Origin of the sequence: Algoriphagus sp. Y33, from assembly GCF_014838715.1 — a bacterium.
Lineage (GTDB): Bacteria > Bacteroidota > Bacteroidia > Cytophagales > Cyclobacteriaceae > Algoriphagus.
This window is the reverse complement of sequence record NZ_CP061947.1, coordinates 2,620,920-2,636,820: the sequence shown is the minus strand read 5'-3', so window position 1 is coordinate 2,636,820 and position 15,901 is coordinate 2,620,920. Positions and strand designations below refer to the sequence as shown.

General features: G+C 43.2%; 14 protein-coding genes. 9 read left to right on the top strand and 5 right to left on the bottom strand.

The features are described 5' to 3' along the window. Positions 1-10: 10 nt before the first annotated feature. Both ID165_RS10730 and ID165_RS10725 read left to right on the top strand, forming a co-directional pair. Positions 11-973 carry an alpha/beta fold hydrolase gene (locus ID165_RS10730; protein WP_192350419.1) on the top strand — a complete coding sequence of 321 codons (963 nt, stop codon included), beginning with the start codon at positions 11-13 and terminating at the stop codon, positions 971-973. A 1,244-nt stretch (positions 974-2,217) separates the two neighbouring features. After that, a complete protein-coding gene (locus ID165_RS10725) occupies positions 2,218-5,319 on the top strand; it encodes a CHAT domain-containing protein (protein WP_192350417.1) in 3,102 nt (1,033 codons plus the stop codon). Positions 5,320-5,334: 15 nt separating this feature from the next. Here the strand turns inward: ID165_RS10725 and ID165_RS10720 are convergent, their stop codons facing one another. Then, on the bottom strand, positions 5,335-6,045 hold the full coding sequence (locus tag ID165_RS10720) for a hypothetical protein (protein ID WP_192350415.1): 711 nt from the start codon (positions 6,043-6,045) through the stop codon (positions 5,335-5,337). Then, positions 6,035-6,592 carry an RNA polymerase sigma factor gene (locus ID165_RS10715; RefSeq protein ID WP_192350414.1) on the bottom strand — a complete coding sequence of 186 codons (558 nt, stop codon included), beginning with the start codon at positions 6,590-6,592 and terminating at the stop codon, positions 6,035-6,037. The genes ID165_RS10720 and ID165_RS10715 overlap by 11 nt, the downstream gene beginning before the upstream one ends. A 196-nt stretch (positions 6,593-6,788) precedes the next feature. Between ID165_RS10715 and ID165_RS10710 the strand changes: the two genes are divergently transcribed. The 7 genes from ID165_RS10710 (at position 6,789) to ID165_RS10680 (ending at position 13,041) form a co-directional block, all read left to right on the top strand. Further along, on the top strand, positions 6,789-7,331 hold the full coding sequence (locus ID165_RS10710; RefSeq protein WP_192350412.1) for a hypothetical protein: 543 nt from the start codon (positions 6,789-6,791) through the stop codon (positions 7,329-7,331). A gap of 15 nt (positions 7,332-7,346) precedes the next feature. Then, the gene (locus ID165_RS10705) at positions 7,347-8,612 is read left to right on the top strand and encodes a hypothetical protein (RefSeq protein ID WP_192350410.1); all 1,266 of its coding nucleotides are present in this window, start codon (positions 7,347-7,349) and stop codon (positions 8,610-8,612) included. A 119-nt stretch (positions 8,613-8,731) separates the two neighbouring features. Further along, positions 8,732-9,295 (top strand): hypothetical protein, encoded by a 564-nt coding sequence (locus ID165_RS10700; RefSeq protein ID WP_192350408.1) that lies wholly within the window; start codon positions 8,732-8,734, stop codon positions 9,293-9,295. A 141-nt stretch (positions 9,296-9,436) separates the two neighbouring features. Beyond that, on the top strand, positions 9,437-9,862 hold the full coding sequence (locus tag ID165_RS10695; protein ID WP_192350405.1) for a lipocalin family protein: 426 nt from the start codon (positions 9,437-9,439) through the stop codon (positions 9,860-9,862). A gap of 51 nt (positions 9,863-9,913) precedes the next feature. Continuing rightward, entirely contained in the window at positions 9,914-11,680 is a 1,767-nt protein-coding gene (locus ID165_RS10690; protein ID WP_192350403.1) for a PQQ-binding-like beta-propeller repeat protein, read from the top strand. Between the two features lie 300 nt (positions 11,681-11,980). Beyond that, positions 11,981-12,109 (top strand): DUF4256 domain-containing protein, encoded by a 129-nt coding sequence (locus ID165_RS27100; RefSeq protein WP_370539746.1) that lies wholly within the window; start codon positions 11,981-11,983, stop codon positions 12,107-12,109. A 161-nt stretch (positions 12,110-12,270) separates the two neighbouring features. Beyond that, positions 12,271-13,041 carry a metallophosphoesterase gene (locus ID165_RS10680; RefSeq protein WP_225587074.1) on the top strand — a complete coding sequence of 257 codons (771 nt, stop codon included), beginning with the start codon at positions 12,271-12,273 and terminating at the stop codon, positions 13,039-13,041. A 672-nt stretch (positions 13,042-13,713) separates the two neighbouring features. Here the strand turns inward: ID165_RS10680 and ID165_RS10675 are convergent. The 3 genes from ID165_RS10675 to ID165_RS26925 form a co-directional block, all read right to left on the bottom strand. Continuing rightward, entirely contained in the window at positions 13,714-14,544 is an 831-nt protein-coding gene (locus ID165_RS10675) for a nucleotidyl transferase AbiEii/AbiGii toxin family protein (RefSeq protein WP_225587073.1), read from the bottom strand. A gap of 27 nt (positions 14,545-14,571) precedes the next feature. After that, on the bottom strand, positions 14,572-15,372 hold the full coding sequence (locus tag ID165_RS10670; RefSeq protein WP_192350399.1) for a hypothetical protein: 801 nt from the start codon (positions 15,370-15,372) through the stop codon (positions 14,572-14,574). Positions 15,373-15,646: 274 nt separating this feature from the next. Further along, the gene (locus ID165_RS26925; protein WP_255505196.1) at positions 15,647-15,769 is read right to left on the bottom strand and encodes a hypothetical protein; all 123 of its coding nucleotides are present in this window, start codon (positions 15,767-15,769) and stop codon (positions 15,647-15,649) included. Between the last annotated feature and the right edge of the window lie 132 nt (positions 15,770-15,901).

Sequence of the window (15,901 nt, the reverse complement as noted above, 5' to 3'; positions counted from 1 at the left end):
CGGCAATAAAATGACAAGCACAACAAGTAAAAGTGTAAATCCAACCCAATTCCCGGTTCCCGCGATGATTTCAGTAAATGGCGTGGAACTGGAAGTATTTGAAGCAGGTCCAAAGAATTCGGGGAAACCTGTCGTTCTCTGTCACGGTTTTCCGGAACATGCGTTTTCCTGGCGTTATCAGATACCGGCACTTGCTGCAGCTGGCTATCATGTCATCATTCCAAACCAGAGAGGTTATGGCAACTCATCCCGTCCGGCCGAAGTAACTGAATATGACATTGAACACTTGGCAGGTGACCTGATTGCACTGCTCGACCATTACGGATACGAGGACGCCATTTTTGTTGGTCACGACTGGGGCGCAAATGTCGTTTGGAGTCTGGCGCTATTGCATCCAGAGCGGGTAAATAAAGTGATCAACCTGGCTTTGCCCTATCAGGCGCGTGGAGAAAAACCATGGATTGAGTCGATGGAAGCACTGGTTGGAGGAGACTTCTATTTTGTTCACTTCAACAGACAACCCGGAGTAGCAGATGCTATAATGAATGAATACACATCCCGGTTTCTGCGTAATATATTCCGCAAAAATATACCCCCCACACCTCCTGAGCCGGGAATGCTAATGATCAATCTTGCAAGAGCAGAAAAACCACTTGGGGAGCCTTTGATGGATGAGGACGAACTGGCTGTTTTCATCTCGGCTTTCGAATCATCAGGGTTTACAGGAAGTATAAATTGGTACAGAAACCTGGATAGAAACTGGCACTTGATGGCGGACGTAATCCCAATCATCCATCAGCCGACTCTTATGATATATGGTGAACAGGACACGATTCCAAAGTCTGAAAACCTAAAAAATATCGTTCCTAATTTGGATGTTGTCAGTCTGGATTGCGGTCATTGGATTCAGCAAGAAATGCCGGGGGAAACTACCCAATCAATTTTAAAATGGCTGGAACAAGAGAATGCCTAAAAATGAAATAGAAACATATCGTCCTAAAAGCCGAGCAGATTGGAGGCAATGGTTAGAAAAAAATCATCAGTCAACACAATCTGTTTGGCTCGTTTATTACACAGAAAAGTCAAATGTTCACTCCATCAAATTGGAATAAAGACGTTGAAGAAGCACTTTGCTTCGGGTGGATTGGGCTCTGAATCAAGGGCTTTATTACCTAAATCTTGGAGTCTGATAAATCGACTGGTAGTACTTGCCAGATAGGAAAAAGGGGGCAAACCAATCACCGGCATTCCAGATCCGGAACAGGATCATGAACCTCACTTTCTGTTTTTGTCTGAAAAAGGATGCCATGGGATGCAGATAATCCTGCTGACCAACCAAAAAACACCACAATTCCCTCACATTTCCTCCCATTTTCCCAAATAATACCCTAGGGCCGACTGTTAAGAAAATGTCCTGTGGACATTTTTAAGGAGGAGCCAGATTGCAGGGAGGGATTTAGCGAAGTAGCTAGCCTGCGTGATGGGATGGTATCATTTTTTTTCCGTTCTTGCCATTGTTCATTATCGCCTGCGACACTCGAGGTATCGAGACTGACAGGATCTGGGAACTACGCCAACTTTTATAGCATCCTTCTGGGCTTAAATCCGGAAACTATCAAACACCTTTTGATTCTGAAATCTTGATGATAGTACTAAACATGCGCCTTCTCTCTTCAGGGATTGGGCCGGCTAGTAGGGCAGGGTGAGGCAGTAAGCTGATATTTAGGGGGGCATGATTCGTTAGTCAGAATCCTGTTCAACAGTAGTTTTTATAAGGCAAATAGAATGAAAGAAAATATTCCTGAACAGCGTGTATAAGAAATAGCGGGTGAGTCTTCACTTGGAAAATCCTGCGGATTTCCCAAAGCCCGTTTCTATTAGGAGAGGCTCGTACCGAAACACGCCACAGTTCATATACAAACACGTTAGCCTTACACTTTACTAAAGAAAAGCTTGTATCTATCGCTTTATCGCGACTCACGAATCCTAAATTTTAAAGAAGAATGACTTTATTACTACCTAATTCTTTTTGATTTCTGGCTTTTAAATGTTTGTTTCAAGGGTTCCAACATAGATATGCACCCAATATTGTGCCCTAAACTAACCTAAATACTTAAAATTCCTGAATAGAATTGCTGATCAGGTAACTGCCCCTAGCATTAAAACCGAACCCTGAGTGAAACATAGAGGCTGGCTTCAATTGATTAAATACACGCCATGTTTATTGACAGTAAAACATCACTAGCACTTTTTATTTGCCTTTTTTTAACCCTCAATCATACCTTATGTAAGCAAAATTCGAGGGCTTCACAACACGGTCAAAGTTCTCTTGGAGATAGTCTCTTCTCATCCCGGCAATACCTTGAGGCTGCCAGGGTTTTTCAACAGCTGTCAAATCAACTGGGAAAGGATCACCAAGATTTCTTGCTCTTTCAAAGTAAGTTTCACAGAGCTTCCGGCTTGCACTATTCCGGTCAACAGAATTATACAAAGTCCCGGCAGGAATTTGAAAAAGCCCTGGAAAATAGCAAACCACTCGCTTCTGATGGTCATGTTGATTATCTAAAAGAACTGTTTACCGAGGCCTATCATGATTATGCCAATTCTGGTGATTGGGCAAGTTCCTTGCAGCTGGCATTGGAGGGATATCAATTGATAGCGTCTCAGATCGGCACTGCTGACAAGGCAGATTTTGTTTACGACATTGCTTACTTGCACGACAAGAATAAAGACTATCATGAGGCAATCCGGGTTTACAAAAAGTCTATCAGCCTTTACGAGTCTTTGCCTCCGGAGGAATTGGATGTGTCCAGTTTGGCTTTGGCTTATAACAATCTGGGTACCATGTATGCGGAAACCGGCTTTTTCACCCAACGCAAGGAATGTTACCTCAAAGCGAAATCCCTCTGGGAATCAGATCCCGATGTGGACAAAAGTTACCTGATAACCATCTATGGGAATCTCATGAGGCAATACCGCACCTATGGTGACAAGGCGGCTGCCAAGGAATTAATTGAATCAGTGAACGAGCAGTTTGACCAGTGGGTGAGCGAGGAATCCTTTGGAAAGTCCGGGTTTAAGGCTACCATTAAACCTCAGCTAATGCATCATGTCAACCGGCACCGGATCAACATTCTCTATTATGATCTGGCTGACGACGGTCAATCGGCACTCGCCCATTTAGATTCATTGAACGGATTTTTTCAGGATCTTCCACGGGAAAGCCAGATACAATATTCCAATTACCTGATCAGCAGCATTCTCAATACAGCAGCTATCTTGGATGATTATGAGAATAGTACTGAAATTCAAAAGAAAATCCAGCTTTTGGATATGGCACTGCAAAAAAGCATCAGGTATGATAATTATTACTATGAAATGCTGAGCTATGCGGATTATTGTAAATTCTGGTTGTTTTCCTCAAATGAGCTTGATAAAGCACTTCTTGCGCTGGATAAAGCCCTGCAGATCGGTAGGAATCATGACATCCGGGAAGTCAACCTGCTAAACCTGTCCTTGAAAAAAGCAGATATCCTGCAGCAAATGGATGATTTTGGTCAAGCAGAGCAAATCGTGAAGCAGGCTTTTTCGCTATTGCTCGCTGAGGAAATAGATGACGTGATGGTCGTCAATGTGCAGGACTTTGCCGAGCGAAACAGTGTATATTATATCAATGCGGTAAAAGAAGCTGCCAACGTTTACCGAAACCAATTTGAGTGCACGGGTGAGCGGGAGTTGGGCCTGATCAGTTACCATCTCTTTGACGTAGCTGCGCTTATTTTTCAGGACTATTATCAAAAAGGGGCTTACAACCCCAGCCTGAACATGACTTCCGGTAATATTCATGAAGGCTTGATTTCACTACATCTGCAATTGGAGAAGCCTGATGTGGATAGTCTATTGATCCGGGTGGAAAACAACTCCTCCCAATTGCTGTGGCGGGAGTTTGAATCCAAATACCAACAATACTTGGCCGTTCCGGACAGCTTGTTGCTACAGCACAATCAGTTAAGGTATTCTTTAGTACAGCTTCAGCAACAAAATGTTACTTCTTCACAGGACGAAATACGTCAGTTGGAAGCAGAACTCCAGGCCAATGAAGCCAGCATATCCTCCTACGATACGAGCTATTTTGATTTTTTCACAGGGGGAATCAATCTTGAGTTGATTCAAAACCAACTCTCAGACGATAGGGCAATTGTCAGGTACTTGGCAACAGATTCAAAACTATTCGCCTTTGTAGTCAGCGCTGAGAAAACACGTGTGGTGGATCTGGGCGAAAAAAAAACAGTGCTTGAGCTCATGGATGCCTATCATGAACAAATTCAAACCATCCAACCTGGGGCGGCGGCACTTTCCAGACAGCTTTACGAACTGCTGGTCCACCCCTTGAACCTTGAAGGGGAATCCATCAGTAAGCTAGTCGTTATTCCAGACAGTAAGCTAAATTTTCTGGCCTTCGAAAGCCTGGAAAAAGCTGACAAGTCCGGGTTATTGATTGAAAATTACGCTATTAGCTATTCCAATTCCTTTAAGCTGTGGGGCTTACAGCAATATGCAAATGCTGGAAAATCAAGTTCCCGTACTGTAGCAGCCTTTGTGCCCGAGTACCCCAAATCTTTCCTTAAGACTGTAGAAACTATTCCTATAACCCGAAGCCGATTGACTTACCTGGAAGGCGCACTTTCCGAAGCTCATTACATTGTGGATCGTTTGGGAGGTGAGGTTTTCCATCGTGATCAGGCCAATAAGGATGAGTTTCTCAATGCTATAGGTTCTTTTCAGGTGTATCATTTTGCTACCCATGCGGTGATGGACAAACTGAATTATGAAAGTTCAGGGATATTCTTTCAGGATGGGGAAAATATGTCCTATTCGGAGCTATACAATATGCGTTTTCCTGCTGATCTGGTGGTACTGAGTGCCTGCAATACCGGGATTGGTGCATTGCAGGCCGGAGAAGGAATGATGAGTCTGTCACGCGCACTTACCTATGCCGGTGTAAAAGCCTCGATTTATAGTTTGTGGCAGGTGCCTGATGAAGAAACTGCGACCTTGATGCGTTCTTTCTATGATTTTTTGGATAAAGGTAGCTCCAAGGAAGAAGCACTTGCAGAAGCCAAAAAGCAATTTCTGGTGGATCATCCCATGAAGCGGCATCCTTTCTATTGGGCGGGATTTGTCCTCAACGGCAATGTAGAAGGACTTTCTCCGCGTGGAAAGTGGATAATACCCGATGAATACTGGGCTTTTCTTGGCATTGCCTTTCTGCTGCTGGCGGCAGCGGGATTCTTCTACCGTAGAAGACAGACTTTATGAACTAAAAGCTGGTGACTAATCCAGTTCTTTCAATAATTTAGTTGCCTGAGACGATAGGAAACCTTTGGCATCACGCACCTTTTTCAGGTGGGTTTTTGCTTGGGAAAGCTGTTCCTCTTTTAGATAAGCTAAGGCTAGATACCATTGGGAAGCTTCAAAGTAGGAGGCTGTCCATTCCTGCCGTTCCAGCAGCGGGAGGGCTTCGGTAGTCTTTCCGGCGGCCATCAGCGAAATAGCCTGATAGAATAGATCCTGTTCTTTGTTACTTTCTTGATACAGCCTTCCGAAAGCAGCACCGGCTTTAGCGTATTCCCCTTCCTCATAGAGGTGAAAAGCCTGTACTGAAAGACCTTTTTGTCCGGCATCACTTCTTACAAGAGGCTCCACGGTATTGGGGTAAGGTTCAAAATAAGCATAATATAAATCCTTAGGCTGTTGTGGGATCTGACTACTAATCCACCAGCCCATAGCCATCAGTGCCAACACAGCAGCAGCTGCGTACCACCATCGGTAGGATGGGCTTGGGGTAGCATCGATTGTATCAAACCTGGCCTTGAGATTCTCCCGTTCTTCCATCCGGATGGCTGCTTTCAGTTTACGATGGAAGGTTACTTCCTCCGCAAACGAAGAATCCTCCAGCATTAACCGGTCAAACTCGGTTTGTTGCAAGGCTGTAAGGGTCTTTTCGAAATACCCATCGATCAATATATCCCTGTCACTTTTCATATACCCCTACTAATTTTCTTAATTGTTTAACACACCTGGATTTCTGGCTCTTGACCGTGTCCTTAGAATCATATCCAAGCTGTTGCTGGATTTCGTCAAGTTTTTTTTCCTCGTAGTAAAACAAACGCAAAATATCCCTGCATTTTGTTCCAAGCTGCTTATAGCCTGATTTGATAAGAAGCGTCTGTTCGTCCGCTTCATTCTCACCCGGCAATTCGGCAAGAGAAAATTCATCAAGTATCCCACTTTGGTCAAAAGGTACCGTTTCGTGTTTTTCTGACTTTCTGAGGTGCTCAATCAGCTTGTATTTTCCGATTGCAAAGAGGTAAGTTTTGATGCTACTCTGTAAGGTTGTCAGCTTTCCGCCAAGGATGTTTTCGTAGAAGACAATGATGCTTTCCTGATAAATATCTCTGATCACATCATCCTGGAGCCGGTATTTTCTCGCAAACGCAAGAAAATGGGGTTTGTTTTCAGAATAGATTTCATCCAGTTTTCTCTTATCCCCACTCCGGATGTCCTGTACGAAACGTTCCTCTTTATTCATTAATAGCTAAATCAGTTAAAAAGTAAACCCTAAGTTGACAAAACTACATTTTTTTCTACCGAGTGTTTACTTTTTCCTCCTTTTCACATGAAGTAGTTGAAAGGTTCTTGTAAAACTTCTCCGCTGAATAAATACATCGATCGAGGCTTTTACAAAAACCACACATCAATATTATTTAAATCAAATCAATTTCAGTATGAAAAAGTTAATGATCATTGGCGCTTTTTTGCTCGCCTTTACCAGTACCACTTATGCGCAGGAAGGAGATCTCCACCTGAATGCAGGAGTCATGGCCGGACTGCCCATTGGTGATTTTTCGGAGGTCTATGGTGTAGGAGTCGGGGTAGCTTTTAAGGGACTCTACAGTCTTAACCCTGACGCAGAGCTGACCTTCAGCACAGGATATTCCAGATTTGGTCTCAAAGAAAGTTACGCCGCAGGTCTCAAGGGGTCTTTGGGGATCGTCCCTCTTCTGGCAGGATATCGTCATCATCTGGAAAAAATCTATCTGGAGCCTCAGCTCGGCCTATCCATCAACAGCTCTTCACTCAAAGGATCATTTATGGGCATGGGAGATTTTGGAGGAAGTGCCTCCTCCACCTCTTTAGCCTATGCGGCCACTGTGGGATACCTATTAGGGGATATAGATCTTTCTATCCGCTATCAAGGATTTGCTCTGTCAGGAAGTGGGCTTGGATTTATAGGTCTTCATGTAGGCTATCTATTTAAAATCAACTAATAAATTATAAATATTATGAAAACTTACACTTTGTTTATCAATAAGCTACGCTATGCTGTAGTCGCAGTGTTGTTTATAGCCCTGTTTTCATGCGAAAGCAATGAAGAGGTAGATCCGGTAGAAGAGATACTGCCTCCGATTGTGCTGGACTGTGACTATTTCAATACAGATCAGGTATTGATCAACGACCCTGACCGACCGGTGGATTATATTATTGAATGTTGGGCCCGGGTGGAGGGTAGCCTACAAATTCAGCCTGGGGTGGTCATCGCCTTTGAGAACCATGCAGGACTTTATGTTGATCTTGACAATAGTCTCTTCGAAATACAAGGAACTGTTCAGGAACCGGTTGTTTTGACGGGAACCTCTGCGCAGAAGGGTTTCTGGAGAGGAATATACCTGACCGAAGCCCATAACCCAAACAACCTCATCGAACACACGGTGATAGAATATGCAGGATCCCAAAACCTTACGGGATCTTCACCAATCTACGAAGGAAGCTTAGCTATACGGGGTGTTTCGGGTACTACTCCACAAGCGCTTACCCTAAACCATGTAGAAATTATTAACGGAGGAAGTATCGGTTTGGACTTTCACAGAATTGAGCCGAATGCAACCGTGGCAACTTCCAATTTGACTATTTCTGGAAATGAGGGTGTTCCCGTGAAAGTATCTGCTGTGATGGCGGATGTTTTCGACAACACATCTACTTACGTAGGGAATTCCTCAGATTTTATAAACATCACCACTGATCATGGAACGCTTGATGACATGGAAGTAAGCTTACAGAAACTTGATGTTCCCTATCTGGTAGATGGTAGGATCTTAGTGAGTGATGAAGCTCATTTGACCATTGAAGCAGGGGTGGAAATGCAGTTCAAGAGTAGCGGATATCTACAGGTTTCCGGAGACAATGTAAGCTTAAAAATACAAGGAACAGATACAGAACAGGTGCTACTAACCGCTGAAAACGGAACCAACTGGGGAGGGATTTACTATGGTCATACGCAGGATAATAACAGCATAGATCATGCGATAATCGAATACGCCAAAGGAGATTTTCCGGTGGGAAACCTCTCCAATTCAGGTGCAATTTATATGCATGCCAACCCAAGGGTATCTGTTTCAAATACTACCTTCAAAGACTTGCCAAATTTTGCTTTCTATGCCTATACCGGTGCAAGTGTAAACGAACCTGAACTTCCAAACCTAAGCCTTAGCAATATCACCTACACAAACGTGGTAGGAGGTGAGCTAGGCTGGGGTAATGGCAGGAATTGATAGGAGTATCTAGACCAAACAGTCCAGCGGAAAACATACCTTTCGCTGGACTGGAAAGTCTGAATTCTTTTTCCCTCAGTACCAATATTCTTTCGAAAACACTACTTAAATAACTAACCATGAACTTATTAGTCAAAAAAACAGGGTTGAATTTTCTCTTATTGATAGGGATGCTCATCCATGTAGGATGTGGCAGTGAGGAGCCTGATGAAAACCCAATACCAACGACATCAGCCCATTCCTATGATATATCCATAACCGGAGGGGAAACACTCGCTGGAGAAGTGCCCAAAGAAAACTCTGGAATTTACAATGCAGTTTCCTTTGTCCAGTATAATGATGAAGCTGGGCAAAATACCGTCAATGTGATGGTACAGGAAACAGGTAAAGCGCAGGTGGTATTCGGTATTCTTTTGGATGACAATAATAAACCTACATCTGTAGTGAAAAGCGGAAAGGAGTTTACCTCCGTGATGAACTTTGGTAAATGGGCTGAAGAGCTTCGCTATACCTCTGTCGAATGCACCTTTACGCTAGAGGACTATCAGGAGCACGACATCACCGTTTTTGGGGATGAGGCCACTGTAGCGTCTTTTACGCTGAATTTTGACGGGGTATTTGAAGCTTCCACCACCGGGGAAGAAGTAGAAGCTAGCGGCAGTATCACTATAGCTGCCCCCTGAATCATAAACCTGGCTCGTAGCAGTGATCTTGAGCTGGACTAATGGAATACATGGACAACCCCGGAAACCAATCTAACCTAATAGGGTGACCGGGACTCCCATTAGTAAACTGGATATTAACATTTTTAAAAACATAATTGAATGAAAATCAATAAAATACTGCTTTCGATAATCGGTATGGCGCTATGCTGTGGATTTGCGTTGGCACAAAGCCCTACGATACAACCCGAGGACCTGATTGGCTCATGGGAAATAGAAGGAACCTTGATGGGGGATAATGGCACAGGTTGGCTCAACCCCCACAAACATGCTTCTGAAGACTGCAAAGACCACACGGTATTTATGGAGGGGAATAAGGCCAAAGAAGTTAAAAACAATGGAGCCTGTGAGGCAAGCGAACGGGAGTTTTCATGGCAACTGGAAGGTGATAGCCTGACCTTGACCATGGGCGAAAGAAGTATTGTTTGGCATGTTCTCAGTATAGAAGGCAATACAATGAAGGTAGGAGTTCAGCTGAGAGCTGACTCTGAACATAGAATGTATGTAGTCTATAAAAAGGCAGCGTAATAGCAAACGCAAATACTAGTTACAATGGATAACCTGATAATAGTTATTAAAATGAAAAAGATACAACTTATTGTGATTGGCGTATTGTTTTTTTATCAAGGAGCCATAGCACAGCTTGCTACTGATAAGGTGATTAATCTTGGCTTCGTTCCGGAGCGTGTTGATTTTTCCTGGGACGATAAGTATATGGTGCTGGAAAATGAAAACCGATACGAGGTTTGGAATTTGGAAACCTTTTCAAAAAGCCTTGAAGGAAACTATAAGTTCAAATGGAACCAATTCATGGGCGGAAGTACGATAGCGGAGGGGAGTGGGAGTTTTCTCTTTGGAAATGAAGAAGTATTTCTAACGGTTGACTATCGAAAGGAAGATACGGCTATCAAAGTCTTTGACCTCGCAAGCGGAGATCTTCTTTGGGAAACTGTTCAGCTTAATCTGGGTATTTCACTTGCTGAAAAGATCCTGAGTATCCACAGCACCTATGGGATGGATGTAGCTGGTAGTCAGCGTATCCATCAACGACATAGTTTAGATAATGTATATTCTGGGAATAAAGTGCTGGAAAGATTGGTGCATTATATACCTGAACTGGGGGCGATAGCTTTCAATGGGAAGGAAGGCTTGGTTGCGGTCAGTATTGAATCGGGTGAAGTACTTTGGGTACAGCCAGAGGTAACCGGAGGCATCGGCGAAGTGCTATTGGCAGATGAAGGAGAATTGCTGTTGGCTATAAAAGTTCCGAATTCGGAAAGTGGGCTGGACTACCTCACCTCGATACCAGAGGTGCAGGCTATTGATTTGCGGTCGGGTGCCTTGGAGTGGAGCGTGGAGTATCACGGGGAATTTGTCCCGGGCTATGCTCAAATCACCGGAGAAACCCTTGTCTTGCCTTATTTGGGGTTGACTTTAATAGACTTGAAGAATGGGAAAGAAAGAGACGGGGATGTTAAGAGTAGATCCAGCTCCGTTAGGACTGCTTCCAAAGGAATAGGTGCGCTTATGGCTATGGACAAAATGGTCAATGGTGATCAGGGAAATGACTCTGGCTCTGGAAAATATGATAGAAAAACAGTCCGTAAGTTAATTTTTGACGAGCAGGGGTTACTCTGTCATTATACCACTATGAATGCTAAAGGTCAGCTAAATTCGGGAGCTGGAGATAGAGGTTTTCTGGGAATTGATTTGGAGGAAGACCAAATAGTAGTGGAAAACCCAAAAATCAGCAATGCTTCCTGGACGCCACTGCACGATGATTATGCAGATGGACTATTTTATATCAAGATGCGTGGAAATTTGAACCGCACCAAAATTGTAGCAATAGATACCCGCTCCGGAGAGGTGATTTTTGAAACAAATAATGCCAAAAATAGTGCAGACATAAGCCACGATTTCAATCCTTTCATGGTTCAGGATGGAAGAATTGTGGATGTGGTCTCCGCGGGTGTGTATCTGCTCGATGCATCCACAGGTGAGGAAATTGCTTATATGAAATCCAAAGATATGGGCGTGGGAAAACTGGTGCACAGTCAGTTTTATGCGGAAGGAATAATGCTATTTGGCACCAAAGGCGTAGCCATACTTGATCAAACTGGAAAGCTCCGCCAAACGCTTGATTTGGCTAACGTGGAAGAATATGTGATAGGAGATGAGGAAGTCTGGTTGGCAAACTCAAACAGTTTTACCAAACTCGGCAAGCGTGATTTTAGTCTCTTAGAGCAAGTAAACTTTAAACAAAAGGAGAACATTTATTTTAGCCTCAATGGCAAGGTGTTGGTCAAGCAAAATTCAAAAGGCGATGAATTGAGCATTTATTTGTAGGGTCTTGGTTTATGGCTTGTTTTCAGCAAGGTATTTAGCGTCATGGTGCTCAATGCGAAGCTGAACTCCGAACTCCGAACTCCTGAGGAGGTTTTTTTCAGTGCCGGGTGGGGATGTGATAAATTCAAACCGGGAAGACCTGGACACTGGGCCCATCTGGAGCAGGGCCAAGCGCATCCTCTTTAAGGAGAGCCTGTCCCGATATTTTAATCCCGAGAACAAAGTGATTCGGCAGCAGAAGCGATTCGGGAACAACCAACTACCAGATGGACAATTCTAATACTGCCTGCCTCCGACGGAATGACAGTGGGAGCCATAGCTGCCAATTTTGATACGAAAACTTCAAACTGGATCATCACACCTGAGCCAATCCGAAAGTTAGGCGGAGCTATCTTTGGGGATTGGAGATACGGACAGGTATTCATCTAACACAATGGAGCCGATTCCTAATTATGGGACAAGAGGTTTTAGAGGCTGGCTGGGTGTATAACCGATAGGATTGTTATTTTTGTCTAGCAGGGGTTCAATTCCTACATCTACCTCCTATCCATACCATGCAAAGAAGACCTTTTCTTCAAAAACTAAGCCTCTTGAGCACCTCGTTCATTACTCTACCTTTTATTTCCTACGGGAAAATGAGCTTCCCAAACGGTTCCCGGCTGAAAATAATCACTGCTTCCGATGGACACTGGGGGCAGCCGAACACAGATTATGAAAGCTCACACCGGAATCTCATAGAGGCTATCAACCGGGAAAAAGACGTAGATTTGGTGGTGTTCAATGGTGACTTGACTCATGACAACCCTAGCTTGATGCCTGAGCTGAAAAAGCTCTACGATCAGCTGCAGGTACCCTACCAGGTGACCAAGGGCAACCATGACCATACCGATGAAGAAGCCTGGGTCCATTACTGGGGCCAACCCAGCAATTATTCATTTGTGCAAAAAGACGATTATGGGATCGTGCTCCTCAACTCTTCCAGTGCTACCGGGGAATATCTATGCGTGGATATGGCATTTGCCCAAAAGGCCCTGGAAGAACTTCAGGCGTTGTCCCATGTTTTTGTGTTTACTCATATCTCCCAAAATGACTGGACACGCCATGGAGTAGACTGTACAGACTTTATGGACTTGCTGGCAAGCTATCCCAATGTAAAAGCGACTTTTCACGGACATGATCATGATGTAGACGGTATCATGCTCTACAGGAAAAAGCCTTATCTGTGGTCCGGCCATTTTGGCGGCAGCTGGGGCAACCCTTTCCCCTCTTACCGGGTTTGCGAAGTTGGAGAGGACGGTAAAACGGTGACCTATCTCAAAACAGTAAAAGACGGCACTATTCTGAACGGGAACAATCTGTGATTCTACACTCATGCGGGGTTGTGCGGCATGGCCGCGGGTACGAGTAATTGACTTGAAGTTTTGAATTGTAAGTATGTATTGCTCAATCAATTGCATCATAAAGGAATTGAAATGATATGCCGGTGAACGACTTTCTGAAGGTGCTCCGGCTCTTAATCGTACCTTACTGGAATTGAAATATTGGGTTATTTTAGGTCGCATTGCTCGACTATAGCCTCTCAATCGCACCAATTTGGAATTTGAAAATGCAATTATTCAATTCGTAACCATGCTTCGACAGATGACTGAAATATAAAAAGCAGATCCCCCCTTTTCGAAGAGATCCAAGAATTCGCCCTACCTATCGCTGCGTGTGCGACCTCATCAGTCCCCTGCATTCTTTAGGCTCCGGCCGATGATTACCGATAGGGAAGGGCTTTGCTTATTCCCAAGGTAATAATATACTTTAAGCGAACGATTAATATTGAGGGTAATTATATGCTTCATTTCCTAGTTTGAGCTTTCCTCTAGTGAGTAGTTGACTAAACCTTCTGCGAAAGCGCCGCTGTATGCTCCAGTTTCACTTCCTCTTTAGTTAGAGGAGAGCCAATAGGAATCTTGATAGTACTATAGAGAACTTTGCCATTAGTATGTAATAGCCACTCTCTTCAAAATCATGGATAGTTGCCATATTTAGAATATCTGATTTAAAAGTTCTATGATTTCGTCTTTTACTTGGGAGTAATCAGCCATATTTTTAGCTGATATCTGATGCCCCAAGCTATTTTTCCAGACAGCTTGAAGCCGTTTGTCGTTTTCGTCATTGATCATCTGATCGATACCCGTAAATTCCAACCCTTTAAATTTCATTTTTAAATGAAATGCTTCTACGATTTTGGGCCAATTGAGGTCAGCTACATTTTGTGACAAGTACCAGATATCGTAAAAATCCCGTGGTGCTGTGTACGAGCGCTGAATCAAAGCCCTGAGCTTTTCGGCTAATACTTCTTGTAGTGAATAGCAAGGTACAGAATTAGCTATATCGGATAGCTGATCACTATAGGCATGATGTACTTTTCTGTTTTCCGGAGGAAAGATCATCTCTTCATACAGAATAATTTCAATCTTAATCGAAGTCTGCCAACGTTGGGGTGGAGCCGGTGCTTGGTTTCTGGGATGATCAGCACCCCAGAATTTGACCTTGGCAGCAAAACCGGTAAGCTCGTCTTTAAACTTCAGAGGCTTCAGTTCTTCAACATAGAGCGGGATATCTGTCCGTTCCGCTACCAGCTTAACTATCTGATCAAGTAACTTTCTGTCCAGCACAAAATTTGGATTAATGGCAGTGAAGTCAAGGTCTTCGGAGAACCGATAATCCTCAAAGTAGCATTTCCTTAAACAGGTGCCTCCTTTGAAAATGAGGTTATTCCGGCACTCGGGAATTGAGAATATAGCATCCACAAAATGCCCCAAGACCCAGTCTTTATCGATGGTGGTTTTGGCAACCTCTTTATTGTTCGGCAATCTTTTCTATCTCTCTTTTTAGGATCATTAGTACTGTTTATTGACTATGGCTAAAATCGTTGATTCTGAAATATTCAATTTCAACTTCCATTCTCCATGATACTTTCCGTCGTCCTGGCTCAAAGGGTCGAGTGGGTTATAGGTTTGTGTTAACTGTGCTTTGGCAAAACGGATAAAGGATTTCATGCCCTTTTTTTCTAAGAACTCTGCCAAATAACCCATACGCTTGATGGCTGCCAAGTTTTTTATTGCCTTGCTGTATTCAATCATCTTCTCCGAAGAGAGTTTTGCTGAATAAAAAGCCCGGATTAATTCCGCATAGCCGCCTGAATGCTGAGGCAGGTCAAAGCAATCCACAATGGTTTTTTCCACATCTGTGATTGCATAGCTGTGATTTCCATAGCCATCTTTTATGATGCCTGTTCTTTTAGCTGGGGTGATCTTAACGAATTGATAGCTTACACCAAATACCTCTTTGTGGGGTTTTACTTTGGTCGTCTGAATGAAGATGGTATTGGGAAACTGCTCTGTAAGGCCATGCAGGTTTAAAGCCGACCAATAGGCAATTGCACCGTCTTCTACCAGTTTGGTACCGATCACTTTTTCATCTCGAAAACTTGAACGGCAATATTTTCCCCGTTCAATTCGGGAAAGGATCTTTTTATGTACCAGATTTTCCACCAGTTCATTAATGTCATCATATTCGCCAGAAGACAAGTCTTTTAATTCCTGAAGTGTGAATATGTCCATTTCATATTCATCTAACAGTAGCATCAAATCTATCTGAGATTGAGTCAGGTTTTCAGAAATGTATGTACCTTTTGCCATTATACTTTGGTTCAGGATAAACCCCAATAATTGGGGTTTATCCTTTTACGAAATGATATTCGAATATAAGGCACTTATTTAAAAAATCAAGTTTTAGAATTGGACAAAACACTGGTCTGACAAATAAATTTTTGTCTGTCGAGTCGGGATAAGTCTACAGAATTGAATTTCAGATTTAATACTAAAGTGTTTAAAGTTCAAACCACCCTCTTCCCCTCCTCAGTTATCACATATCTCTGCTCTGAACTATTTCGACTTTCGGGATTTGTCATCTTTATCCATAATAGTTCCAGTCCAACCGGAATTCCTGCATAATAAGATCTTCCCGCTCCTTAGGAATGGGGCGCAGTTGATCCAATTCATCTTTTAAGGCTGTGGCTTTGGTAAGGGATTTCATTTCGATTTTTCATTGATAACCTTAATAAACTCTTCTCTAAATTCCCTAGGCTGTTTTTCAAAACTTCAATAGTTTCTTTCAGTGGATCATTAATGTTTCCAACATTGACATGGTTGCTTATAAGATTAATGT

Bases quoted from the DNA above. Each gene is read 5' to 3' on its own strand.
- ID165_RS10700 (WP_192350408.1), top strand. From the start codon at position 8,732: ATGAACTTATTAGTCAAAAAAACAGGGTTGAATTTTCTCTTATTGATA.
- ID165_RS10715 (WP_192350414.1), bottom strand. From the start codon at position 6,592: ATGAATAAAGAGGAACGTTTCGTACAGGACATCCGGAGTGGGGATAAG.
- ID165_RS10670 (WP_192350399.1), bottom strand. From the start codon at position 15,372: ATGGCAAAAGGTACATACATTTCTGAAAACCTGACTCAATCTCAGATA.
- ID165_RS10730 (WP_192350419.1), top strand. From the start codon at position 11: ATGACAAGCACAACAAGTAAAAGTGTAAATCCAACCCAATTCCCGGTT.
- ID165_RS10725 (WP_192350417.1), top strand. From the start codon at position 2,218: ATGTTTATTGACAGTAAAACATCACTAGCACTTTTTATTTGCCTTTTT.
- ID165_RS10720 (WP_192350415.1), bottom strand. From the start codon at position 6,045: ATGAAAAGTGACAGGGATATATTGATCGATGGGTATTTCGAAAAGACC.
- ID165_RS27100 (WP_370539746.1), top strand. From the start codon at position 11,981: ATGACAGTGGGAGCCATAGCTGCCAATTTTGATACGAAAACTTCAAAC.
- ID165_RS10710 (WP_192350412.1), top strand. From the start codon at position 6,789: ATGAAAAAGTTAATGATCATTGGCGCTTTTTTGCTCGCCTTTACCAGT.
- ID165_RS10695 (WP_192350405.1), top strand. From the start codon at position 9,437: ATGAAAATCAATAAAATACTGCTTTCGATAATCGGTATGGCGCTATGC.
- ID165_RS10690 (WP_192350403.1), top strand. From the start codon at position 9,914: ATGAAAAAGATACAACTTATTGTGATTGGCGTATTGTTTTTTTATCAA.
- ID165_RS26925 (WP_255505196.1), bottom strand. From the start codon at position 15,769: ATGAAATCCCTTACCAAAGCCACAGCCTTAAAAGATGAATTGGATCAA.
- ID165_RS10705 (WP_192350410.1), top strand. From the start codon at position 7,347: ATGAAAACTTACACTTTGTTTATCAATAAGCTACGCTATGCTGTAGTC.